Genomic DNA, 22310 nt, shown 5'->3' on the forward strand with positions numbered 1-22310 from the left:
ACGTCTCTTGAACGGAGCGGCGGAGCGCCGCCGTATTATCCTTCGGGCGGCAGGCGGCGGGCGAGAGCTTCGGCCAGACGCATGCGCAGCCACCGGCCGCGCGCCTGCGGCGGCAGATCGGCGGGGAGCGCCAGCCGGGCGCGTTCTTCGTCGAGAACGGCGGCGTACCGACCGTAGCGCTGCAGAAAGTCGGGCAGTGTACCGTGATCGGCGCGGATCACGGCGGCGACTTCCGCCGCGTCGAAACCGCCGCGCCGCATCTCCTCGATGACCGCCACGATGGCGCCGGGGCGGCGCAGGCGGGGGAGCCGCATGTGATTGGCGATCATGAAGCGGGCGAAACGATACCACGGCCGCGGCAGCGTCATACGGCGGTCGAGCCGCTCCAGCGCGGCCAGCCCCCGTGCCTCGTGGCCGATGTGATGCGGCCATTCCTGCCGCGGCGTCGGTCCCTTGCCGAGGTCGTGGACGAGGGCGGCGAAGCGCGTCGCCGCGCGTGGCGTCAGCGCGGCGGCGCGGCGTAGAACTTCCATACTGTGCTCGAAGGCGTCAAGACCGCGATGATATTTCATGGGCTGTTTCACGCCGATCAGCGCCGCCAGCTCGGGGAAAACGGCGTCGAGGATCCCGGCGTCGCGCAGCGCGGTGAAAAAAAGTTCCGGCCGCGGGGAAGCGAGCGCCCTGCGCATCTCGGCGAAAACGCGCTCGGCCGGTTCCCGCGCCAGTTCGCCGCGGCAGGCGGACATCAGTTCGACCGTGCCGGGATCGATGGAAAATCCCAGCTGGGCGGATTGGCGGGCGGCGCGCAGCGCGCGGACCGGATCGTCGCGGAAATGTTCCGACGTGGCGCGGATGATTTTGTTCTCGATGTCGCCGCGCCCGCCGAACGGGTCGATCAGCTCGCCGCCGGGCAGGCGGACGGCCATGCTGTTCATGCGCGTGTCGCGGCGGTACAGGTCTTCTTCGATGGTCGTCTCGGGGCTGAAGCGCGCTTCAAAACCGCGATAGCCCGTTCCGGTCTTGCGCTCGGTGCGCGCCAGCGCCACTTCGCTGAGGCGGCCGCCGACTTCCAGCAGATAAACGGGAAACTGTCGCCCCACGGAGCGGACCTGGAATTCGCGCTTGAGCGTTTGCGCGTCGAGGCCGCAGACGACGTAGTCCTTGTCCTCGGCGGGGCGTCCGATCAGGCGGTCGCGTACCCAGCCGCCGACGACGTAAAGCTGGCCGCCGAGCGCGGCGACGCGCGCGGCGAACTCGTTTTCGTTCATGCACAGCCACCTCGTTTCTACGGAGAAATCGAATTGCCGAGATCAATAAACTATTTTTTAATGAGCGCTTGACAGATGAACTGAATAGTAATAATATACGTCGCAAGGACGAAAAAAGTCCGACAAAAATCTGTCGTCACTCAGGAGGTTGTTTCTAAAATGTTCAAACGCATCGCCGCACTTTCCGCTCTGCTGACGCTGGCTGCAAGCGCCGCTTTCGCGGCTTCGGCTCTGGACAAGGACACGCTGGTCGCCGCGACCGAGAGCACGTATCCGCCTTACGAATCGCGCAACGAAAAAGGCGAGCTGGTCGGCTTCGACATCGAGCTGACCGAGACGGTCGCCAAAAAACTGGGCAAAAAGGTCGAATGGCTCGACATGCCTTTCGATTCGCTGATCCCGGCGCTGATGTCGGGCAAGGTCGATCTGGTCGCCGCCGGCATGTCGGCCACGCCGGAGCGCGCCAAGCGCGTCAACTTCTCGGCTCCGTACGAGATCTCCCTCAGCGCTTTCGTCACTGGAATCGAAAACCCGCCCCAAGACACCGACGCACTGGCCGGCAAGATCGTGGCGGTACAGATCGGCACGGTGCAGGAGAATTTCGCGCGCAGTCTCGGCAACGTGGAAGTGAAGACGTTCCAGAAGTTCGACGACTGCGTGCGCGAGGTCGTGCTCGGGCGCGCCGCCGCGACGCTGATGGACATTCCCGTGGCGAAGCAGTACGTGCAGGCCAAGGATTTCGCCGGCAAAGTCACGGTCGCTTTCAACAAACAGATCACCGGCGCCGACAAGGCCATCGCCATGCCCAAGCAGGACGAGGCGCTGAGCGCCGCGGTCAACGGCATCATCGAGGAAATGGACAAAAGCGGGGAGCTGGCGGCTCTGCGCGACAAGTGGTTCAAAGAGTAACGCTCTGCCGGTCCCTTGAGAAAAAGCCCCTGAAACGGCCTGCGCCGGATTTCAGGGGCTTTTGTCGCCGCGCTTGAGAAATCTAATTCGTCTTGGTCGGCGGCTGGTCAGATTGGGCCAGCACGGACTGCTCGGGCTCGCGGTGAGATTCTGCCGCGGCCCTGAGCGCGCCTTTCTGGATCGCTTCCAATTTTTTCAGCTCGGCGGCGTGAAAGGCGTCTTTCTGAGCCAGCAGGGTCGCGAGGCGCTTTTCGTATTCCTGCTTGAGCGCGGCGATCAGTTTTTCGCCGTCGCGTGCGGCGGCGTTCCGTGCCTGTTCGATCTCCGCAGCGCGCTGCGCCGCCAGCTCACGCTCGCGCTCCGCCAGCCGCCGCGCAAAGTCGGCGCGCAGCGCGGCCACGTCTTGCATCTTTTGCTGTTCCGCGCGGGCCAGGACGCTCTTTACGTCACGCTCGGCCCGGGCGGCGGCCTGTTCCATTTCTTGGCGGTGTTTGGCGTTGAGGGCGTCACTGGAGGTGGCGAACTCGATCTGCTGCTGCGTTTGCTGTTCCTTGAGCATTTTGTCGTACCGGAGTTCCGCCTGACGCAGCGACTGGGCGTAGGCCGTCTCGAGAAGGCGGCTGGCTTCCTGCCGACCCTGTTCGATGCCGGCTTTGGTCGCCGCGGCTTCTTTTTCCGCTTCCGCGCGCTTTTGAGTCTCGGCGGCGGCCAGAGTTGCGTCCAACAGCTCGCGGCTTTGGGCCTGCGCGACGTCGAAAGCGCGCTGCAGGGCGGAGACTTTTTCGTTCAATTCGTCGCCGCGGCTCTTTCTAAGACGGTTCAGCTCATCGTTATACTGGGCTTCCAACTTGGAAACGGCATCGAACATTTCCTGACGATGAGCGGTCTCCAGACGGGCTTTTTCGATCTCGAACGCGGCTTTGAGCTGAGTGTCCTGCGCTGTCAGCTTCTCGTTCAGTTCGGCGTGCAACTGTTTCTCACGGCTGTCCAGACGGGCCTGAACTTCGGCCAGATCTTGGGCGGCTTTGTCTTTCTGCGAGTTCAGCTCGGCTTCCAGAGCGGCGGAGATCTCGCGTTCCTTCCGCAGGCTGGCGTTCAGCACGACCAGCGTCTCGTCGAACTGCTTTTTCAAGGCGGAGTTCTCCTGCAGGGCAGCTTCCATTTTCTCGTGGAGTTCTTCGTCTTTCTGGCGGCTCAACGCCGAGATTTGAGCCTCGTGGGCTTCTTCAAGGCGCTTTTGCCGCTCGCCCAGCGCCACGGCGTGACGGCTCTGTTCCTGGAGGAGCGCGTTCCGTTGTCGTTCTTCCATGGTGGCGACGGTTTCCCGGATTTTCGCGTCAAGCTTCTGTTCGTTTTGCAGCGTAACTTCTTGCAGTTCTTTGGCGTGCCGATTTTTAAGCTCGGCCAGTTGCTGTTCGTATTTCAGGGCGTTTTCTTCAAGCAGGCGAGCCTGGCGAGATTTCAGGTCGATAACTTCCTGTCGGTGCTGGGACAGGGCCACGCTTTGATATTGAACGGCCTGGTGGCTTTTTTCCTCGCCGACGCGGATTTGGGCGTTCAGTCGCTCCACTTCGTTTCTGTATGCTTCTTCGAGATGGGACTTGACCGCCGCCAAATTGTTCTCCGCCTCGGCGCGTTCTTTGCCGAAATCGGCTTCGGCGGCCGCTTTCTCTTCGGCCAACCGGTTCGATCGCGCTTCGGCGGCCTGCAGGCGAGCGGCGAGCGCGTCGATTTCGCCTTTCCGCTTTTGGAAGTCCAGCCTGTTTTCTTCGATCAGTTTGAGGTTCTTCTGCATTTCGCTCTGCCACAACGCCGTCAGCGTGTCGATGTCCCCGCGGCTCAGTTCCAGCTCTTGCCGCTGGCTGGCCTTGAGTTCCGCGAGGTTGTCGGTGAGCTGCTGGATCAGGCTTTTCTGCTGCTCCGACAGTTCGCGGCCGGTCTGGAGCCGTTTTTGGGCGTTTTCGGCCGTCTGGGCGGCGAGGTCGGCTTTTTTCCGCAACTCGACGGCGGCTGTCGTGAGGCGAAGGATCTCGTTCTGCTCGTCGGCTATTTTTTTATAGAGCGGCACGATCCGCGGATTGTCCGCGGGGCCGCCGACGCTTTTCTGACGCTCGGCGCCGATCTGGATGCCGCGCTCTTCCGCTTCGTTTACGCTTGCGGCGATGGAGGAAAGGAGCAGCAGATCCTCGGCGGCGAACGCCGGATTGGCCTGGGCGTAATCGAAGGCGGTCTTGCCGTCGACGTCGCGGTAATCGACGCGGGCTCCGTGAACGAGAAGCTCGGAAAGGACTTTCGGATTGCCGTTCGTCGAGGCGGCCAGGATCAGCGCGGTGCGCCCGCGGTCGTCGCGGGCGTTCTCGCGGGCCCCCCACTTCATGAGAACACCGACGACGTCGGGGTGCGCGTTGTACTGCGCGGCCCACATCAGCGGCGTCAGGCCGTCGACGGGAGCGTTCGGGTCGGTGCGGGCCTCGAGGTAAAGACCGACGCGTCGTGCCAGACCGCGGCGGCAGAGTTTGGCGAAGCGTTCCGGCGTCATGGGGGCGGGAGCATTCTTTTGCTGCGTGCGCTCTTTGAGCGTGGCCAATTGTTCGGGAGTGTATTTTTTGCCGCTTTCTATGTAACTCCAGGCCGTCTTTTTGTTGGCGCCGGTCACGGTGGGATCGGCGCCTTCGTCAAGCAGCGTGATCAGAACTTCGTAGGCGTTGCCGGCCCGCGCGGCCAGCATGAACGGGGTGGCGCCGGAGTTATCCGCGGCGGCGAGATCGGCGCCGAGGTCGATCAGCGCCGCGGCGATCTCGGGATTGGGATTGCGCATCGCCGCGAGACCGAGCGGCGTCCAGCCGCGGGAGCCGCGTTCTTCCAGCTCGGCTCCGGCCGCGGCCAGAGCGACGATAATCTCGGGATTGTCGCTGTCCTGGGCGGCGGCGGCCAGCGCGCGCATCCTCTCTTTGTTGGCGGCGTTGACGTTGCTTCCGGCGTTGACGAGCAGCCTGATTTTGTCGGGATCGGCGGCCTTGCCTTTGGCCTGGGCGGCCATCATCAGCGGCGTGTTGCCTTTGGCGTCGGCTTTGCCGACGGAGATCCCTTCGTCTTTCAGGGCCGATGCGACCTGCAGCGCGTCGCCGTTCAGACAAAGATCCATGAACTCCTTCTGCGAAAGCGCCCACGCCGGGGGACAAAGGCAAACGGCGGCGAACGCGAAAAACGCCGGGATTTTACTTTTGAGCAGAGTCATAATTTCTGGGAAGCCTCCTCAAATTTGCCTTCAGAGAATTTTCATGTAGAATTGAAACACTCGTCCTTATCGGCAGAGGACGCGCTGCTTTTCCGCCGCAAAGGCGGCAAAACAAAAACAGACGTCCCTTTATGACGAGCGAAAACGATACCTTTAAAATTCAACTCTATAATAGTACTATACTTTGCATGAAGTTCGCAAGTTCGAAATGCATAAGGAGATCTTGAGCGATGACGACAACTGTGCGGGAAACGTTGGCCCTGGAGTCTTTCAAGGGGTTTCATGTGCTGGCGGGATTTGGTGGGCTCGACCGGGAAATTTCCACCACGACCTTTATCGAAGCCCCCGACTCGTGGAAATGGATCCGCGGCGGTGAGTGCGTGCTCACGCTGGCTTACGCTTTTCAGACGGAAGAACAGCTGCTCGCGCTCGTCCGCGAACTGATCGAACGTCAGGCCACCTGCATCGGCATCAAGACCGAACGCTACATCAAACAGGTTCCCCAGTCGGTGCTCGACCTGGCCGACCAGCATAAATTTCCCATCATCGACATTCCCATTTCCGTCCCCTTTGCCGCCATCATTCACCCGGTGCAGTCGCTGATCATTCACGACCAGGCGCGCCTGCTCAAATACTCCGAAAAAGTTCGCCACACCTTTTTCGGCCTCAGCGTGCGGGCGGCGGAGATCGAGGAAATCATGCAGGTGCTCTGCGAATTCACGCACGTGGATCTGGCCTTCATGGATCTCGCGACGGACAGAAAGTACATTTTCTCCGATTCGCCGCAACTGCTGGCGGCGTTGGATACGCTTCCGCTCAAGGACGTGCTGAATCTTTACCCCCACGAGGACGTGATGCTCAACGGCCGGCTTTTGGGACACCTCATTTTCGACGCCGACGCCGAAAAACTCAAAGACCGCTGGTCGGAGATCCCGATCAATCAGGCCAAAGGCGCGCTGCTCCTGTACTTTCAGCGCCGCGAGGTTCGGCATCAGGTGGAGTCGCGTTATCGCAACGAATTCGTGCAGGACCTGATCACCCGTAACATCCGCATGGAGCAGGAGGCTTGGAATCGAGCCAAGAGTTTCAACTGGAACCTTGAAGGTCCTCAGCGCGTGGTCATCGTCGATATCGACAACTACAAGAGCTGCCTGACCCGCGCCATTTCCGGCGGCCAGGGCGTGAACGCCATCGAAAACAGCAAGTCGCGTATCTACGCGATCGCCCGGTCGTTCCTGGCGCGTCTTAACGGCGGAAAATATCCCTATGCGGAGATGAGCGACTCGATCGTCTTTATCTTTCCTTCGGGCGACGAAAACGGGGGAGGATTCTTTAACGACCTGCTGCGGCGCACGCTGGTCGATATGATGAAGGTGATCCAGACCGAAACCGGTTTTACGGTGACAGTCGGCGTGGGCGATCCGTGCAACAACGTCTTCGACTGTCCCGAAAGTTACCGCCAGGCCCAGCAGGGACTTGAACTTCTGCGTCGCAGCACGGGCGGCAACGTCATCGCATCGTGGTCGGAAATGGGGGTCTATAAACTGCTGTATGGCGTAGCCGGTACTTCCGAGGGCTGCAGCTTCATGGAGCGTTATCTGGGGCCGCTCCTGAGCGATGAACGGCCTGCCGGTGCCACGCTGCTGGATACGCTTCAGACGACGGTGAGCTGCAATTGGAACTTGAAAGACGCGGCCATGGTGATGGACGTTCACTATAACACGCTCAAGTACCGTTGGCGGAAGATCTGCGATCTCCTCGGCATCGATCCGTCCAAAAGCGGCGATCGACTCAACGTGATGATCGCTTTGAAGCTGTACCGCATGCACAAAAAGGCGTAACGGAAACGGCCGATCCTCATGGCCGCATGATGGTAAAATGTCGGTGCGATCTTGTCTCTTGAATACAAAATAAGCCACAGGAGCATGAAAATAGTCTCCTGTGGCTATTTTTATCGGTATTAATTTGTTGTAATTCGAAAAACTGATATAAAAAAAGAACTCAGATCGACGCTATGAAAAAATATCCTTATTTTTTGTCTTTTAAGAACATTGATGTTTGTGAAAGAAATATTTATGATGAAAACAACGTCGGCGGTGAGCGCTGAAGGAGAAGAGCTGACGCGGGGCTTTATCGAAAAGGCCGGAACGTTGTTCTGGTCCATCTTATGGCGATCATTTTCGAGGAGGTACGGTTTTCATGGAGTCTTTGCAGGAAGTTATGAGAATTGGCAACCAGCCCATGGTCTGGGCCCTCTGCGCCGTCACCGTCGTGGTGTCGCTGGTCCAGTCGCTGCTGTTCACCCGTCTGGCCAAGCGGACGGCCCGCGAGGCGCAGATCAGTCCCGAAATCACCAAGACGGCGTTCCGCGTCGGACTGATCTCGGCCATCGGTCCCGCCATCGGCGTCTTCATCGTCATGGTCGGTCTGATGGCGACGATCGGTTCGCCTATGGCCTGGCTGCGTCTGTCCATCATCGGCGCGGCTCCGACCGAGCTGACGGCGGCCACTCTGGCGGCCGAGGCGGCCGGCAGCGGGCTGGGCAAGGAGAATTTCACGCTGCAGGTCATGGCCGTGACCTGGTTCGCGATGGCCCTGAACGGCTGCGGTTGGCTCCTCGTCAGCGGGCTCTTCGCTCCTTATCTGGAAAAACTCCGCGAAAAAATGGGCGGCGGCGACACGAAATGGCTGGCCGCGATCGGCGGAGCGGCCTCTCTGGGCGTCTTCGGCTATCTGTGCAGCAACGAGATCCGCCGCGGCACGGGCAACATGCTCGCCGCGCTGACCGGAGCCGTGGCGATGGTCTTCCTGGTGAAGTGCGTCGTGCCGAAGCATCCCAAGCTCACCGAATACGCGCTCGGCATCGCCATGCTCTTCGGCATGGCGTGCGCCGTGATCCACGACGTCGTCATGATGTAACCAGGATGGATGAAGGAGGTTTTTTCTATGGATCTGAACGCTCAGTGGAAAAAAGGTTGTATCCGTATCGGTACGCCGACGAATCTTCTCGCCGCCGCCATGAGTTTTTTGCCCGTTTTGTGGCTGTGCAGCGCTTATAACTGCTGGCCCAGCCTCGACGTGGTGCTGAAGGCCTGGGGGCTTGTGGCCGCATCCTTCGGCGCGTTCTATTTCGTCGAACCGATTTCCTATTATTCCGTGATCGGCCTTTCCGGGTCTTATCTCGTGTTCCTTTCCGGCAACATCGGCAACATGCGCGTGCCCTGCGCCGCTCAGGCGCTCGACGCCACGCACACCGAGTCCGGCACGCTCCAGGCCGAAGTGGTCTCGACGCTGGGCATCTGCGGCTCCATCGTCACCAATCTGATCGCCGTCCTCCTGGCCGCGTTCATCGGCGCGTCCGTCGTCGCCGCGCTGCCCAAGGTCGTTTCCGACGCTTTCGTCAAGTACGCGGCCGGCGCGATCTTCGGCGGTACCTTCGGCAACTTCGCGATCAAATATCCCAAGATCGCCGTTTTCGGCCTCGCTATCCCTCTGGCGCTGATCTACTTCGTCAAAACTCCGGCCTACATTACGATCCCCGCGGCGGTCTTCGGCTGCATCGCCATCGCCCGCGCGTTCTACGTGATGGAGAAGAAAGCCTGATTTATCGAAACTATCCAAAAAAGGTGAGATTCGAACCTCTGTATCGAGTCAGGGCGTGGACGATGCCGTCTTTCGCCCTCTCTTTTATCACATGGATGTCATGGACTGAAAGGAGCTCTTGAATATGTGGGAGAAATGCCAATCGCTTCAAAACGATCTTGTGGCGCTGAGACGCCGGTTCCATCAGATCCCCGAGCTGGGCGAGGATCTTCCCGAAACTCAGGCGCTGCTGTGCGCGGAACTCGACGCGATGGGGATCCCTTACAAGAAGAACGCGCTCGATTCCGGCGTCGTCGCCCTGATCGAAGGCGGCAAGCCCGGCAAGGTCGTGGCCCTGCGCGCCGATATGGATGGTCTGCCTATCGCGGAGGCGACGGGGCTGCCCTTCGCTTCCAGGCACGAGGGACGGATGCATGCCTGCGGCCACGACACGCACATCACGATGCTTCTCGGCGCCGCCAAAGTTCTGAACGAGCACAAAGCCGACCTGAAGGGAACGGTCAAGCTGATCTTCCAGACCGGCGAAGAGACCTGCACCGGCTCTCAGATCATGCTCAAGGAAGGCGTGATGGAAAATCCCCACGTCGACGCCGTGTTCGGCATGCATATCGGCACCATCATCGACCCGAATATCCCCGCGGGGACGGTGATCGTGACGCCCGGTTGCTGCATGGCGTCGTACGACCATTTCATACTGCACGTGACGGGCAAGGGCTGTCACGGATCGACGCCCGAGAAAGGCGTCGATCCGATCGTCGTCGCGTCCAACATCGTGCTGGCTCTGGAGGAGATCATCGCCCGCGAGGTGCCTTCCACCAAGGCGGCGGTCGTCACCATCGGCCGGATCCATGGAGGCATCGCCTACAACGCCATTCCCGGCGAGGTGGAGATCGAGGGGACGACGCGCGCGCTCGAAGAAGAGGTGCGTCAGTATCTTGGCAAACGTATCGGCGAGATCGCCGCAGGCATCGCCACGTCGTACCGCGCCGAGTGCAAGTACGAGATGATCTGGGGCGCGGCCCCGGTGGTGAACGACGACGAAATGGCCAAGTTGGCGGCCGGCGCGGCGGTCAAGGTGCTGGGAGGAGACGGCGTGGTCACTTCCATTCCAGCGCCGAACATGGGCGGCGAGGATTTTGCCTTCTACCTTAGGGAACGTCCCGGCGCTTTTATGTTCCTGTCCTCGTCGAACCACGAAAAGCACACCGACGGCCCGCACCACAACCCCCACTTCGACGTCGACGAAGACGTGTTCTGGAAAGGTTCGGCGGTTTTCGTCTCCATCGTCGAAGATTATCTCGGCAGATAAAACGGCCGCCCCGCGATGGAAAGCAAGGGCCTGTACTACACGCTGCTCTATGTCGGCGTTCTGATCCTTTTCTATTACGCCTTCATTCTGATCCCGGGAAAGAAACGGAAGCGCGCGCACGATGAGATGCAGCGGGGCGTGAAGGCCGGCGACCGCGTCGTGACCATCGGCGGCGTCAAGGGAACGGTGCTCGAGGCCGATGAGGAAACTTTGGTCATTGAAACGGGCGGCAGCCGCATCGAGATTCTTCGCGGCGCTGTGCAGATGGTCTGCAAATAATTTTTGACGTCCCCGGGGGCGTACTGCCCTACGTCGTCGGGAACAAGGTGAGGGAGCTTGCGAGGAGGCGCGGGCTCCCTTTTTGTACGCTTTTATTCGGTTGACAACTTTATGGAGCTGTGTATAATGAACCGGTAAAACTCTTATCAAGAGCGGCTGAGGGACTGGCCCGACGATGCCCGGCAACCTGCCCGTACGGGGAGTGTGGTGCCAAAACCAGAGACCGGAGCGAGAATGCTGCGGGTCGGATGATGAGAGGAGCACACTCGGCTGTTTTTGAGTCTCTCCTCGCGGAGAGGCTCTTTTTTATCTCCCGTGAGAACGGCGATTTCACTTTATGGAGGTACTGCAATGGCGGAAAAAATCCTTATCTCTTCGGAATCGGTCACCGAAGGGCATCCTGACAAGCTGGCCGATCAGATTTCCGACGGCGTGCTCGACGCGATCCTCGCGCAGGACCCGATGAGCCGTGTGGCCTGCGAAACGCTGGTTGCCACAGGGGCGATCATCGTCGCCGGCGAGATCACCACGAAGGCCTACGTAGACATTCCCGGCATCGCCCGCAAAGCGGTGCTCGACGTAGGCTATAACCGTGCCAAATTCGGTTTTGACGGCGAGACCTGCGCCGTGTTCACGCAGATCGACGAGCAGTCCGGCGACATCGCCATGGGCGTTGACAGAGCTATGGAAATCCGCGAGTCGGAGATGGACGACGACCAGATCGATCGTATCGGCGCCGGCGACCAGGGCATGATGATCGGTTACGCGACCGACGAGACGCCCGAATTCCTCCCCATGCCGTTTGCGCTGGCCCAGCGCCTGGCCCGCCGTCTCACGGCCGTGCGCAAGGACGGTACGCTGAATTGCCTGCGTCCCGACGGCAAGACCCAGGTCACGCTGGAATACCGCGACGGCGTTGCCGTCGCGGCTGACACGATTGTGGTGTCGTCGCAGCACAGTCCCATGGTTTCGCTGGAAGAGCTGCGCGACTTGATCACCCGGGACGTCATCGAACCGGTTATGCCCAAAGAATTGATGAAGAATCCTCGCGTCCTCGTCAATCCCACGGGGCGTTTCGTCCTCGGGGGGCCGATGGCCGACACGGGGCTGACGGGACGCAAGATCATCGTTGACACGTACGGCGGCATGGTGCCTCACGGCGGCGGCGCTTTCTCCGGCAAGGATCCGACGAAAGTGGACCGTTCGGGCGCGTATATGGCCCGCTACGCCGCCAAGAACGTCGTCGCGGCCGGCCTGGCCAGGCGTTGTCAGATCCAGGTGGCTTACGCCATCGGCGTGGCTCGTCCCGTTTCGGTGTGCGTGGAGACTTTCGGGACTTCTAAACTCAACGAGGAACAGCTGACCGAGCTGGTGCGCGCCAACTTCGATTTCCGTCCCGCGGCGATCATCCGCGATCTGGAGCTGCGCACGCCGCAATATCGCCGTCTGGCCGCCTACGGGCACATGGGGCGTATCGACCTCGAACCTCTTCCCTGCTGGGAGAAACTTGATCGCGTCGACGCTTTGCGGCGCTGACGCAAAGGGCAGGCCGGCCCTCGCAAAATTTTGCGAGGGCCGGCCTGTGGTCTGGAGATGCTCGTGCGGGAAAGTTGTCCTTTGGGGTTGAATGCTGGTATAATTTTTACGGTCGGAACAAAGGCGTTTTCACGTGCCGGTTGAGAAAAATTTTAATGAGGTGAGATCGATGATCAAACGCTTGTTCGAGTGTCTGGCGCTGGGAATCCTGGCGGTGCTGGGCCTGGCGAAATTGAGGGGGAAAAAGGTCAATCCTCTGGCGCTGCGTGTGCTGCTGGGCATTCTCTGTCTCATGGCGATCCTCGTGGATTCCTCGCTGGTCCTTCTTTACGCGGGAACGTGGCTGCTGTTTTTGCTGGCGGGGGACTTGGGAAGGAAATTCAACGTCAATCTGAACCTTTTTGTGCCTGCGGGGGCGGAAAACGGTAATGCGTCCCTTGAAACGGAGGAAAGTTCCGCGCTGATCCTGCCTGCCGAAGATATGGCGACGGGATCCTTAAAGTTGGCTTTCTTGAAGAAGCCGCTCTCCCTTTTTGCCAGACGGAAGGGTAAAAAATAGATGGTCTCTGCGGAGCCTCTCCTTCCACCCTGCAGGAGCGAAAGGGGAGAGAGGCTCCTCTGATTGCAAAAGAAGACCACCGGCGATGCCGGTGGTCTTCTTTTGCAAAAAAATAAGGCCGTCCGCTGGGGAACGGCCCGATATTTCTTACAGGGAGATTGCTTCAACGGGGCAAGCGCTGACGCAGGAACCGCACTCAACGCACTTGCCTTCATCGACTTTGGACTTGCCGTCCTCAAGAGTGATTGCCTCAACGGGGCAAGCGCCTTCGCACGCGCCGCAGCCGACGCAGACGTCGACATTAACCTTCGCAGCCATTCTGTTGCACCTCCTTCGCTTTTTTGTCATTGACCAAAGTTTACAATAAGTCTTTGATATGCGCAAGAGTTAGCTTTTGTGTCAAATGGAGTAAAGCTAAAAAATGGGCTATTCCGGTTTGGGATCGCGAGTCAGCAAATTCCGCAAGGCGTCTTCAAGATCGAGGTGCCCGTAAAGTACTTCATGGACTGCGGAAGAGATCGGCATTTCGACGGAGAACTTTTCCGCGAGTTCCTTGACGGCCTTCACGGTATAAGCGCCTTCGGCCACCTGTCCAAGCGCGGCCGCGGCCTCGTTCAGCGTCATTCCGCGGCCGATCATCTCGCCCAGACGGAAGTTGCGCGAATGACGGCTGTAAGCCGTGACCATCAAATCGCCTATGCCGGCGAGGCCGGAAAAAGTCTGGGGACGGCCGCCCAGCGCGACTCCCAAACGGGTAATCTCCGAAAGGCCGCGCGTGACCATCGCCGCCGTGGCGTTGTCGCCCATCTCCAAGCTGTGAAGGAGCCCCGAGGCGATGGCGACGACGTTTTTAACGGCGCCGCCGACTTCCACGCCGGTCACGTCCGGGTTCGTATAAACGCGGAACGTCTCTCTGTTGAGGAGTTTTTGCCAGAGCCTCGCCGATTCCCGATTCAGCGAAGCGGAAACGAGCGCCATCGGCAAGTTGCGGATCACTTCTTCCGCGTGGCTTGGTCCCGAAAGGGCCGTGTAGGCCGCTCCCGGGAAAAATTCTTCCATCAGCTGGCTTATAAGCTTTAACGAACGTATCTCAACGCCTTTGGCCGCATTGGCGATTTCGACTTTCGGCGTATAAAAAGGAACGATCTTTTCCAGCGTCGCGCGCAGGAACTGCGTGGGGGTGACGAAAAGCCAGTAATCGGAGAACTCTGCCGCTTCCTGCAGCGCGTGTGCGGCATGGATCAGCGGAGAAAGCTGGAAATCCTGGAGATAAGAAGGATTGTAGCCGTTTGCGTTGATGGCGCGCGCCTGCTCTTCAACGAAACACCAGAGGCACACCTCATGACCGCTGCGGGCGAGGCTTTGCGCTAACGCGGTCCCCCACGTGCCAGCCCCCCAAACCGTGACTGTGGCGTTCATATAATCGCTCCTTCCTAAGCTTCGTTTTTGATCTTTCCAGCCTTCTTGCGTTCGGTCATATCGAGAATCGTCTTGCGGATGCGCACTTCCTTGGGCGTAGCCTCCACGAGCTCATCGTCTGCGATCCACTCCAGCGCACGATCCAGAACGACTGTGCGGGGAACGTCGAGGTGGATCCCCATCTCCTTGGTCGACGAGCGGTAGTTCGTCTGGGCTTTTCTCTTGGTGGGGTTGCAGGGAATGTCGTTGGGGCGGGAATGTTCGCCGATCACTTCGCCGGCGTAGACTTCCGTGCCGGGACTGATGAAGAGCACGCCGCGCTCCTGAAGGTTCTCCAGCTGATAGCTCGTCGCGGTCCCCGTGTCCATGCTGACCATCGAGCCTCGGTTGCGGCTGACGACTTCGCCGCGCCACAGGTCGTAGCCGCGGAAACGCGAAGACATGATGCCGAGGCCGCGCGTGTCCGTCAGGAACGTGTTGCGGTACCCCAGCAGCCCGCGGGTAGGAATGTCGAATTCCATGCGGACGATGCCCGTGGAAAGATTGTTCATGCTGACCATTTCGGCCTTGCGCCCCGCCAGTTTCTCGATGACCACGCCCTGGTACGTTTTGGGGACGTCGACGATCAGCTGTTCGATCGGCTCGAGAAGATGCCCCGACTCGTCGGTCTTGGTGATGACTTCGGGGCGGGAAACGCAGAGTTCCGAGCCTTCGCGGATCATCTGTTCCACCAGAATGGCCATCTGCAGCTCGCCGCGTCCGGAAACCTTCAGGCCGTCGGGGCGCCCCAGATCTTCGACTCTCAGGGCGACGTTCGTCTGGCACTCGCGCTCGAGTCGTCCCTTGAGCTGGCGCAGCGTCAGCGGCGTGCCGTCGCGTCCGGCAAAGGGGCTGTTGTTGACGAGGAAGAACATGGAAACCGTCGGCTCCTCGATGTCGAGCGGGTGGAGCGTTTCGCCGTTCAGCGCTTCGGAGGCCATCGTATCGCCGATGCTGATCGACTTGGGACCGGAAAGCCAGACGATGTCGCCGGCGAAAACTTCGTCGACCTCCACGCGTTCAAGGCCGCGCGTGACCCAGAGGTGCACGGCTTTCTCCTGATTGGAGGAAACCGTCTCCCAGCCTTTTTTGCGGTCGTTTTCGTCGATCCATTTGGTGCGGCTGTGGACGAACGGGTCGTTCTTGTGCAGCGTCCCCGCGACGACGCGGCCGCAGGCGATCTGTCCGACATAATCGTTCCAGGCCAGCGTGCTGACCTGCATGAGAAATGGTTTGTCGGCGGTGGCGGGAGGCGGCGGAACCCTGTCGACGATGGTCTGAAACAAGGCATCCATCCCTTCATGGGCATCCTTTTCGAGATCGCGCACCAGCCACCCGGCCAGTCCCGAACCGTAAAGCACGGGAAAATCGGCCTGCTCGTCCGTAGCGCCGAGTTCGAGAAACAGATCGAAAGTCTTCTCGAGCGCTTGGTAAGGCGTCGCTGCGGGACGATCCACCTTGTTGATGATAACGATCGGTTTCAGCCCCATGGCCAGCGCGCGGGAAAGGACGTAACGCGTCTGAGGCATCGGCCCTTCGTTGGCGTCGACCAGAAGGAGAACGCTGTCGACCATCGAGAGGACGCGCTCTACCTCGCCGGAAAAATCGGCGTGCCCGGGCGTGTCGATGATGTTGATCAGGTATCCGTTCCATTCGACGGTGCAATGTTTGGACGTGATCGTGATGCCGCGCTCGCGCTCGAGTTCGCCGCTGTCCATGACGCGCTCCGCGATCTGTGCGTTTTCACGGAACGTGTGAGCGCCGCGGAAAATGGAGTCGATCAGCGTGGTCTTGCCGTGGTCGATGTGAGCCACGATCGCCAAATTTCGGATTTTGTCTACTGAATACATGAGAATGCTCCTTACTTTGCCGGATTGCTGCCGCTGAAAGATGTCTTTCAAAAAAGAAATGATACAGCAGATCCCTCTAAAGTACAAGTTGGGGCTCCCGGCAAAAATCAAAGAGGAACGCAGATGTTGCTCTGCATCCCTCTGTCACTTGGCTTAGCGAAATTCGGTCATAATGTAGTAGAGCACGATAAGCAGGGAGAAACCGCAGACGAAGTCGAACGCCGCTTTTCCCGGACGGCCGGCGCGCCGAAAGGAAAAACCCAGCCAGAAAAATGCCAGGGCACAGAGACAAAGGATCAACGGCGCTATCGTAGAAGTGAACATGTGCATGGTCTCCTTTTCTAAAAGCCGGACGGAGAATGGGTGCCGCCGTTTTGAGGCGCGAGGAGTTCGTAGAGTTCGTTTTCCTCGTGGCGTGCCGGCGCGGCTTCGTTTTCATTCTCCGCGTGCTTTTTCTTTTTATCCAGTTTTATCGAGATCCCCAGGCCGACGCCGCCGTGAGAAGGGCGAATTCTCGCGCTCTCGGCCTCGATTCCCAAAAGGCCGAGCGGTGCCTGCACGGCATTCAAAGTCGCTTCGTCGATGTCCTTTATCGTCTTGCCGGCGTTATCGACAAGTTTTTGGATCCCCGGGGAAAACTTGATCCCGCTCTGCTGCTCCTTGTCCTCAAGAAGATCGTGGGACTTCTCTTCGCGCACGAATCCCGTCTCGACTTTGCCGTGGGCGTTGCCGACGCCCTTAAAGCGAGGAAGCTGCGCAGGCCCCGCGGAAGAGCGGCGATGGTTCTGATCCTCCGCTGCCGGCGCCGGGGCCTGCGGAACCGTTGTGGCCGTGACGCTGGCGTCTGGGACGGCGAACGCCGCAGAGAGCGAAGAACAGACGAGAAAAAGTGCGCCGGCCGCAACAAAGGATTTTCTGGCCGTGAAAGCCAAAAGGATCACCTCCCGATACTCGAAAGCTCCTGTTCAGTTTCAGTCAATTTTAGCATAAAGAAAAGCCGACGGCGCGCCGTCGGCTTTTACTCGTCGAAAAGACTTTTGCTCGAGAAAGACGGATCACTCGTGAGATTCATGCCCAGTTTGCGGAAACCGCTCTCGTCGCCCGGCGTCGGGATGTGCGAAAGGTGACATTCCCGGTTCCTCAGATGGCGCAGCTGTTCCACCGCGGCGGCGGCGGCGGGGTTGGAAGTGGCGCTGATGCTGAGGGCGAGCAAGGTTTCCTCGAGATCGAGGGCCAGCTTGTTTTCGCCGAAAATCTCTTTCTTGAAGTACGAAAGGGACTGGAGGATGTTGTGCGGCAGCAAGTCGATATCGTCGGGAATGTGAGCGAGGATCTTGGCTGCGTTCAGCACGGCGCTGGAAGAGGAATGGAGCAGCGGAGAATTCTTTCCCGTGACGATCGCGCCGTCGGCCAGTTCGATGGCCGCTCCGGTGAAGATGCCGCCGTCGCCTTTGCCGCGCGCCTGGCCTTCCTTGACGGCCTCCCGCGCCGGGATCACCACGCGGCGGTATTCGGGGAGAAGATCCAGCTCTTTCATGATCAGGCTGATGCGCTGCAGGCAATTTTTGTCCGCCTGACCGAGCGCGACCTCGCAGGAAGTGCGGAAATAGCGGCGAATGATCTCCTGACAGGAGGCTTCGCGCACGGCGCCGTCGTCGACGATCCCCCAGGCGATCCGGTTGACGCCCATATCCGTGGGGGATTTGTAGCCCGCGTCGCCGCCGGTGATACGGCAGAGGATCCGCTGGAGGATGGGGAAGGCTTCCAGATCGCGATTGTAGTTCACGGTCTTTCGGTCGTAGGCTTCGAGATGAAAATGGTCGATCAGATTGACGTCGCCGAGGTCGGCGGTCGCCGCCTCGTAGGCCAGATTCAGCGGATGCTTGAGCGGCAGGTTCCAGACGGGGAAGCTCTCGTATTTCGAATAGCCCGAATGGATGCCCCGTTTGTAATCGTGATAGATCTGTGAAAGGCACGTCGCCAGTTTGCCGCTGCCGGGGCCCGGCGCGGTGACGACGACGATCGGTTTGGTGGTGGGGATGTAGTCGTTGCGTCCGTACCCGTCTTCGCTGACGATGGTGTCCACGTCGGTGGGATAGCCTTTGGTGGCATAGTGCGTGTAAACGGCGATGCCGCGGTTCTCCAGACGCCGGCGGAAGTTCTGGACGGTCGGCTGGCCTTCGAAACGGGTGATCACCACGCCGGCCACGTGCAGGCCGCGCTGCGTGAATTCGTCGATCAGGCGGAGGACTTCGGAATCGTACGTGGTGCCGAAGTCGGCGCGGATCTTTTTGCGCTCGACGTCTCCCGAATAGAGGCAGATGATGACTTCCGCCTCGTCGCGAAAACTCTCCAGCAGGCGCATCTTCACGTTGGGATCGAAGCCGGGAAGGCAGCGCGCCGCGTGATAGTCGAAAATAAGCTTGCCGCCGAATTCAAGGTAGAGTTTTTGCCCGTTTTGCCTGACCCGTTCCGCGATGGCCGCGGTTTGCTCCTTCAGGTATTTTTCGTTGTCGAAGCCGATTTGAGAAGCCATGGAAAGACCTAACGGTTTTTGCCGCAGCAGAACTTGTATTTCTTTCCGCTTCCGCAGGGGCACGGGTCGTTCCGTCCCACTTTCGGGGCCGAACGGACGTACGTTTCGGGGACGATCTGACCGTCCACGAAGAACCAGTTCCCGTTGATCTTTTTGAAGTACGATTTCTCGTGGTGGTTTATTTTTTTGCCCTCAAGTTCGAAATGGGCCACGAATTCGACGACGCCGTCGTCATCGTCCGGACCGCCGCCAACCGTGCTGAGAATCTCGATGCCGAGCCAGCGCGCCGAACGGGACCATTCTTCGGTCGCTTCCTTGCTGACGTTCTCCCGTGTTTCCGGATCATGGCTGGAAATGATAAAATCGACGTCGCCGGTCGTGTAGGCCACGTAGCGGGCCTTCATCAATTCTACGGCAGTTTTGGCGCGGCGGCTGCCTTTGATAATGGGGCGGCAGCATTCTTCCAATTCACGGTGTGAACCACAAGGACAAAGGGACATGATGGAACTCCTTTCGGGAAATGCAAAAGATTGGCCGGAGGAGGCAAAAGTCTGCTCCGGCTGAACATTGCCTCATTATAGCACTTCTTCAGCGAAAGACGTGAGCGGCGAACTCGACCGCACAAAAGCGGCCGGGCGGCCTTGCGCGATTCGGGAGGACTGTTACAATGAAAATGACGATAGAAAATCCACCGTGCGAAAGCGAGGAAAGATGCCATGATCGACGTGGCGGCTGCCATCATCTGCGGCGATAAAGGGAAAATTTTGATCTGCCAGCGGCAAGGCGGCGGGAACTGCGCCGATCGCTGGGAGTTTCCCGGCGGCAAGCGCGAACCCGGAGAATCCATGGAAGAATGTCTGATCCGCGAATGCCGCGAAGAGCTGGGCGTCTGCCTCAAGCTGGAGGGGCTTTATGCCGATCTGAGCTATGCTTATCCGGATGGGACGATCCATTTCAATTTTTTCAAGGCCCGGATTCAGAGCGGAACGGCGACGCTGAACGTGCATCGGGAGATGCGATGGGTCGCGCCGGCGCGTCTGTTGGATTTCGACTTCTGTCCGGCCGACGAAGGGATCGTTCGTCGGCTGGCGGCGGGACGATAGCATGATGAAAGCGGGGAATTTGCGGCGAAGCAGATTCCCCGCTTTCTGTCGTTTCTTTATTTTCCGGAGAGACGCCTGATAGCGCCGCAGAGGACGTCGCAGCCGATGGGCAGGCAGGCCTCGTCGAAGTCGAAATGGTCGTTGTGGTGTCCCGCGGCGATGGTCGCCCCCAGACCGACGTACGTGGCTTTGCCGCCGCGATCCTGCACGCGCTTCATCATCCAGCAGGCGTCGTCGCTTCCCGACATCAGCTGTTTGGGGAAGACTTTCGTGACGCCCTTGACCTCGCGGGCCGCGTCGCAGATGATGTCGACGATCTCCCGATCGCTGTCGGCGGTGTTCGCCTCGCCGCGTTTGAAGATCTCCGCCGTGCAGTCGTACATGGCGGCGGCCCCCTGAATGACTTGAACAGCGCGCTCGTACACATATTTGAGAATGTCGTCGGTCGCGCCTCGCGTCTCGATCTTCATGGACGCCTTGGGAGGCACGACGTTGCGCCCTTCGCCGGCCTGAAGCACGCCGACGTTGATGCGCGTCGGCCCGTCGCGATGCGGGGCGATGGCGTGGAGGTTCAGCGCGGCCGAGGCGGCCGCCAGCAGCGCGTTTTTCCCCTGATTGGGTTCGCCGCCGGCGTGGGCCCCCTTGCCGGTGAAATCGACGTCGATTTTCGTAGTGCAGAGGAAACCATAGGTGCCGCCGTAGACCGTTCCTGTCGGCACGCCGAGGCCGAGATGGAGCGCGATGAACCAGTCCGCGTCGTCCAGCAGGCCGGCCTGCGTCATCGCGTAGCCGCCGCGCACGCCCTCTTCCGCCGGCTGAAAGAGAAAACGGATCTTGCCTTTGAGGGAGTCTTTGTGTTCGGAGACGTATTCGGCCACCGCCAGGCCGATCGCGGTGTGCCCGTCGTGACCGCAGGCGTGCATCCAGCCCTTGTTGACGGAGCGGAAACCTTCCCTGGCGGGAAGGTGCCCTTCGTCCGCGGCTTCGTCGGTATCCACGCAATCGATGTCGAAGCGCATGGCGACGACGGGGCCGTCGCGTCCCGTGTCCAGCTCGGCGCAGAGGCCGGTGATGCCGCCCGTTTTTTTCACCCATACGGGGTCGGCCCCCTGATCGACGGCGCGCCGCATCTGCGCTTCGACGTCGATCACCCGTCCCATGATCGTTTCCGGTCTCATGAAGTCCCCTCCGAATCTCAAGGTATAGCCAAGCCGATCCATGATTTCGGCGACTTTGGCCGTGGTGCGGAACTCCGTCCAGCCGGTCTCGGGATAGCGGTGAAAATCGCGGCGGCGTTCGATCATTTTCTGAATGCGATCGTTTTCGGTTAGCGTGCACGTCATTTTTTGAGTCCTTTCAGGTCGGAGTCGAGAAGTTTCAGCGTCATTGAAGCGAGGTACTGAATTCCATAGGGGAAACAGGCGGGGTCGGGAAGGAAACGGTCGTTGTGGAGCGCCGGCATGTCTTCGGGCTTGACGCCGTCAGGGCGGCAGCCGAGCCAGGCGAAAGCGGCCGGAACTTTCAGCGTATAAAACGAAAAATCCTCGCCCGTCGGCGGCACGGGAAGATCGGGCAGCACGCCCTTTTCTCCCAGCACGTCGCGGATCACTTCCCGGCCGATGCTCACGAGCCGTTCGTGGTTCATCGTCGCCGGGAATCCCCTCTGATAGTCGATCTCGGCCGTGCAGCCGTACGCGGCGGCCGTGTTGGAGATTGCCCGCTCGATCCACTGCGGCAGCTTTTTGTGATCCGCCTCGTCGAAGCTGCGCACCGTGCCGTCGAGGTCGACGCGGTCGGGGACGATATTGTAGCGGTCGCCGCCTTTGATGGTGCCGATGGTGATGACCGCGGTATTGCGGGGACACAGGTTTCGTGAAATAATAGGCTGAAGCGCCATGACGACGGCCGAGGCCGCCACGATGGCGTCAACGCCCAGGTCGGGCATCGACCCGTGACTGGCGACGCCATGGATCGTGGCGCGAAGATGATCGGAAGAGGCGGACACCGCGCCGGCCTGCAAGCCGATCGTCCCCGTCGCCAGCGTCGGCCAGACGTGAAGGCCGATGATCGCGTCGACATCGGGATTTTCAAGAACGCCGTCGCGGATCATCCCCGGCGCGCCGCCTGTCGGCGTCATCTCCTCCGAGGGCTGGAAGACGAACTTCAGCGAACCGGCGATCTGCGATTTCATCTCGCAGAGCACGTGGACGGTCCCCAACAGGATCGCCGTGTGGGCGTCGTGTCCGCAGGCGTGCATCACGCCGGGAGTTTGCGAGGCGAAGGGACAGTTCGTATTCTCTTGGATGCTCAGCGCGTCCATGTCGGCGCGGAGCGCGATGCACGGCCCCGGCCGTGCGCCCTTTAAAAGCGCGACGACGCCGTGACCGCCGACGTTCGGACGAATTTCGTCCAGCGGCAGGCTCTTCAAAATGTCGTACACGAAAGCTGCGGTTTTCTCTTCGTGGTAACTGAGCTCCGGATGAGCGTGGAGATGGCGGTAAAACGTCATGCAGCTTTCGCGGTATTTCTTTTCGAGTTCTCTGACGAGCTGGTTCACCGTGGATCGCCTCCCAATGGATTGATTCGTGTAAAATATTCGCAGCTTATAGTATAACTTTAGAAGCGCACGTATTCCAGTAAAAATTTCATTCTGGTGGAGTGA

At 59.9% G+C, this 22310-nt stretch carries 20 protein-coding genes and 1 riboswitch; of the genes, 9 read left to right on the plus strand and 11 right to left on the minus strand.

Annotated features, from left to right (window positions below; all coding sequences use genetic code 11):
* Positions 1 to 35 precede the first annotated feature (35 nt).
* On the minus strand, positions 36 to 1268 hold the full coding sequence (locus tag D7D26_RS02455) for an HD domain-containing protein (protein ID WP_120371891.1): 1233 nt from the start codon (positions 1266 to 1268) through the stop codon (positions 36 to 38).
* Positions 1269 to 1427: 159 nt separating this feature from the next.
* On the opposite strand from D7D26_RS02455, the gene D7D26_RS02460 reads away from it, so the two are divergent.
* Entirely contained in the window at positions 1428 to 2177 is a 750-nt protein-coding gene (locus tag D7D26_RS02460) for a transporter substrate-binding domain-containing protein (RefSeq protein WP_120371892.1), read from the plus strand.
* Between the two features lie 82 nt (positions 2178 to 2259).
* On the opposite strand, the gene D7D26_RS02465 is transcribed toward D7D26_RS02460, so the two are convergent.
* Entirely contained in the window at positions 2260 to 5415 is a 3156-nt protein-coding gene (locus D7D26_RS02465; RefSeq protein WP_120371893.1) for an ankyrin repeat domain-containing protein, read from the minus strand.
* A gap of 230 nt (positions 5416 to 5645) precedes the next feature.
* Between D7D26_RS02465 and D7D26_RS02470 the strand changes: the two genes are divergently transcribed.
* From D7D26_RS02470 to D7D26_RS02500, 7 genes are all read left to right on the plus strand, one after another.
* On the plus strand, positions 5646 to 7256 hold the full coding sequence (locus D7D26_RS02470; protein ID WP_120371894.1) for a PucR family transcriptional regulator: 1611 nt from the start codon (positions 5646 to 5648) through the stop codon (positions 7254 to 7256).
* 358 nt (positions 7257 to 7614) lie between these two features.
* Positions 7615 to 8334, plus strand: coding sequence for a DUF5058 family protein (locus D7D26_RS02475; RefSeq protein WP_120371895.1), 720 nt, complete (start codon positions 7615 to 7617; stop codon positions 8332 to 8334).
* A 27-nt stretch (positions 8335 to 8361) separates the two neighbouring features.
* On the plus strand, positions 8362 to 9018 hold the full coding sequence (locus D7D26_RS02480) for a hypothetical protein (protein WP_120371896.1): 657 nt from the start codon (positions 8362 to 8364) through the stop codon (positions 9016 to 9018).
* Positions 9019 to 9142: 124 nt separating this feature from the next.
* Positions 9143 to 10327: a M20 metallopeptidase family protein gene (locus D7D26_RS02485; protein ID WP_120371897.1), complete on the plus strand. Its 1185-nt coding sequence runs from the start codon at positions 9143 to 9145 to the stop codon at positions 10325 to 10327.
* 15 nt (positions 10328 to 10342) lie between these two features.
* Positions 10343 to 10606 (plus strand): preprotein translocase subunit YajC, encoded by a 264-nt coding sequence (gene yajC / locus D7D26_RS02490; protein ID WP_078016122.1) that lies wholly within the window; start codon positions 10343 to 10345, stop codon positions 10604 to 10606.
* A 140-nt stretch (positions 10607 to 10746) separates the two neighbouring features.
* Positions 10747 to 10864: riboswitch (SAM riboswitch) on the plus strand.
* Positions 10865 to 10957: 93 nt separating this feature from the next.
* On the plus strand, positions 10958 to 12142 hold the full coding sequence (metK, locus tag D7D26_RS02495) for a methionine adenosyltransferase (RefSeq protein WP_120371898.1): 1185 nt from the start codon (positions 10958 to 10960) through the stop codon (positions 12140 to 12142).
* A 169-nt stretch (positions 12143 to 12311) separates the two neighbouring features.
* The gene (locus D7D26_RS02500; protein ID WP_078016124.1) at positions 12312 to 12701 is read left to right on the plus strand and encodes a hypothetical protein; all 390 of its coding nucleotides are present in this window, start codon (positions 12312 to 12314) and stop codon (positions 12699 to 12701) included.
* 147 nt (positions 12702 to 12848) lie between these two features.
* On the opposite strand, the gene D7D26_RS02505 is transcribed toward D7D26_RS02500, so the two are convergent.
* The 7 genes from D7D26_RS02505 to D7D26_RS02530 form a co-directional block, all read right to left on the minus strand.
* On the minus strand, positions 12849 to 13019 hold the full coding sequence (locus tag D7D26_RS02505; protein WP_078016125.1) for a 4Fe-4S binding protein: 171 nt from the start codon (positions 13017 to 13019) through the stop codon (positions 12849 to 12851).
* Positions 13020 to 13127: 108 nt separating this feature from the next.
* Entirely contained in the window at positions 13128 to 14120 is a 993-nt protein-coding gene (locus tag D7D26_RS02510; RefSeq protein WP_078016126.1) for an NAD(P)H-dependent glycerol-3-phosphate dehydrogenase, read from the minus strand.
* Between the two features lie 14 nt (positions 14121 to 14134).
* Positions 14135 to 16009: a translational GTPase TypA gene (gene typA, locus D7D26_RS02515; RefSeq protein WP_120371899.1), complete on the minus strand. Its 1875-nt coding sequence runs from the start codon at positions 16007 to 16009 to the stop codon at positions 14135 to 14137.
* Positions 16010 to 16162: 153 nt separating this feature from the next.
* Positions 16163 to 16333: a hypothetical protein gene (locus D7D26_RS12245; protein ID WP_158606240.1), complete on the minus strand. Its 171-nt coding sequence runs from the start codon at positions 16331 to 16333 to the stop codon at positions 16163 to 16165.
* Between the two features lie 17 nt (positions 16334 to 16350).
* Entirely contained in the window at positions 16351 to 16950 is a 600-nt protein-coding gene (locus D7D26_RS02520) for a hypothetical protein (protein WP_120371900.1), read from the minus strand.
* A 77-nt stretch (positions 16951 to 17027) separates the two neighbouring features.
* Complete coding sequence (locus tag D7D26_RS02525; RefSeq protein ID WP_078016129.1) at positions 17028 to 18545, minus strand: DUF1846 domain-containing protein; 1518 nt, start codon at positions 18543 to 18545, stop codon at positions 17028 to 17030.
* An 8-nt stretch (positions 18546 to 18553) separates the two neighbouring features.
* Entirely contained in the window at positions 18554 to 19045 is a 492-nt protein-coding gene (locus D7D26_RS02530; RefSeq protein ID WP_078016130.1) for a YchJ family protein, read from the minus strand.
* A gap of 216 nt (positions 19046 to 19261) precedes the next feature.
* Between D7D26_RS02530 and D7D26_RS02535 the strand changes: the two genes are divergently transcribed.
* Positions 19262 to 19648, plus strand: coding sequence for a (deoxy)nucleoside triphosphate pyrophosphohydrolase (locus D7D26_RS02535; RefSeq protein ID WP_078016131.1), 387 nt, complete (start codon positions 19262 to 19264; stop codon positions 19646 to 19648).
* A gap of 56 nt (positions 19649 to 19704) precedes the next feature.
* Here D7D26_RS02535 and D7D26_RS02540 read toward each other — a convergent pair whose 3' ends face one another.
* A complete protein-coding gene (locus tag D7D26_RS02540; protein ID WP_233543433.1) occupies positions 19705 to 20952 on the minus strand; it encodes an amidohydrolase in 1248 nt (415 codons plus the stop codon).
* A gap of 35 nt (positions 20953 to 20987) precedes the next feature.
* A complete protein-coding gene (locus D7D26_RS02545; protein ID WP_120371902.1) occupies positions 20988 to 22205 on the minus strand; it encodes a M20 metallopeptidase family protein in 1218 nt (405 codons plus the stop codon).
* Positions 22206 to 22310 lie beyond the last annotated feature (105 nt).

This window comes from Pyramidobacter sp. CG50-2 (genome assembly GCF_003612005.1).
GTDB lineage: Bacteria > Synergistota > Synergistia > Synergistales > Dethiosulfovibrionaceae > Pyramidobacter.

What these genes read in the sequence shown, in the direction of transcription:
- D7D26_RS02510 (WP_078016126.1), bottom strand. Translation starts at nt 14,120, where the DNA reads ATGAACGCCACAGTCACGGTTTGGGGGGCTGGCACGTGGGGGACCGCG.
- metK (WP_120371898.1), top strand. Translation starts at nt 10,958, where the DNA reads ATGGCGGAAAAAATCCTTATCTCTTCGGAATCGGTCACCGAAGGGCAT.
- D7D26_RS02500 (WP_078016124.1), top strand. Translation starts at nt 12,312, where the DNA reads ATGATCAAACGCTTGTTCGAGTGTCTGGCGCTGGGAATCCTGGCGGTG.
- D7D26_RS02485 (WP_120371897.1), top strand. Translation starts at nt 9,143, where the DNA reads ATGTGGGAGAAATGCCAATCGCTTCAAAACGATCTTGTGGCGCTGAGA.
- D7D26_RS12245 (WP_158606240.1), bottom strand. Translation starts at nt 16,333, where the DNA reads ATGTTCACTTCTACGATAGCGCCGTTGATCCTTTGTCTCTGTGCCCTG.
- D7D26_RS02530 (WP_078016130.1), bottom strand. Translation starts at nt 19,045, where the DNA reads ATGTCCCTTTGTCCTTGTGGTTCACACCGTGAATTGGAAGAATGCTGC.
- D7D26_RS02470 (WP_120371894.1), top strand. Translation starts at nt 5,646, where the DNA reads ATGACGACAACTGTGCGGGAAACGTTGGCCCTGGAGTCTTTCAAGGGG.
- D7D26_RS02455 (WP_120371891.1), bottom strand. Translation starts at nt 1,268, where the DNA reads ATGAACGAAAACGAGTTCGCCGCGCGCGTCGCCGCGCTCGGCGGCCAG.
- D7D26_RS02505 (WP_078016125.1), bottom strand. Translation starts at nt 13,019, where the DNA reads ATGGCTGCGAAGGTTAATGTCGACGTCTGCGTCGGCTGCGGCGCGTGC.
- D7D26_RS02540 (WP_233543433.1), bottom strand. Translation starts at nt 20,952, where the DNA reads ATGATCGAACGCCGCCGCGATTTTCACCGCTATCCCGAGACCGGCTGG.
- D7D26_RS02535 (WP_078016131.1), top strand. Translation starts at nt 19,262, where the DNA reads ATGATCGACGTGGCGGCTGCCATCATCTGCGGCGATAAAGGGAAAATT.
- D7D26_RS02480 (WP_120371896.1), top strand. Translation starts at nt 8,362, where the DNA reads ATGGATCTGAACGCTCAGTGGAAAAAAGGTTGTATCCGTATCGGTACG.
- D7D26_RS02525 (WP_078016129.1), bottom strand. Translation starts at nt 18,545, where the DNA reads ATGGCTTCTCAAATCGGCTTCGACAACGAAAAATACCTGAAGGAGCAA.
- yajC (WP_078016122.1), top strand. Translation starts at nt 10,343, where the DNA reads ATGGAAAGCAAGGGCCTGTACTACACGCTGCTCTATGTCGGCGTTCTG.
- D7D26_RS02460 (WP_120371892.1), top strand. Translation starts at nt 1,428, where the DNA reads ATGTTCAAACGCATCGCCGCACTTTCCGCTCTGCTGACGCTGGCTGCA.
- typA (WP_120371899.1), bottom strand. Translation starts at nt 16,009, where the DNA reads ATGTATTCAGTAGACAAAATCCGAAATTTGGCGATCGTGGCTCACATC.
- D7D26_RS02465 (WP_120371893.1), bottom strand. Translation starts at nt 5,415, where the DNA reads ATGACTCTGCTCAAAAGTAAAATCCCGGCGTTTTTCGCGTTCGCCGCC.
- D7D26_RS02475 (WP_120371895.1), top strand. Translation starts at nt 7,615, where the DNA reads ATGGAGTCTTTGCAGGAAGTTATGAGAATTGGCAACCAGCCCATGGTC.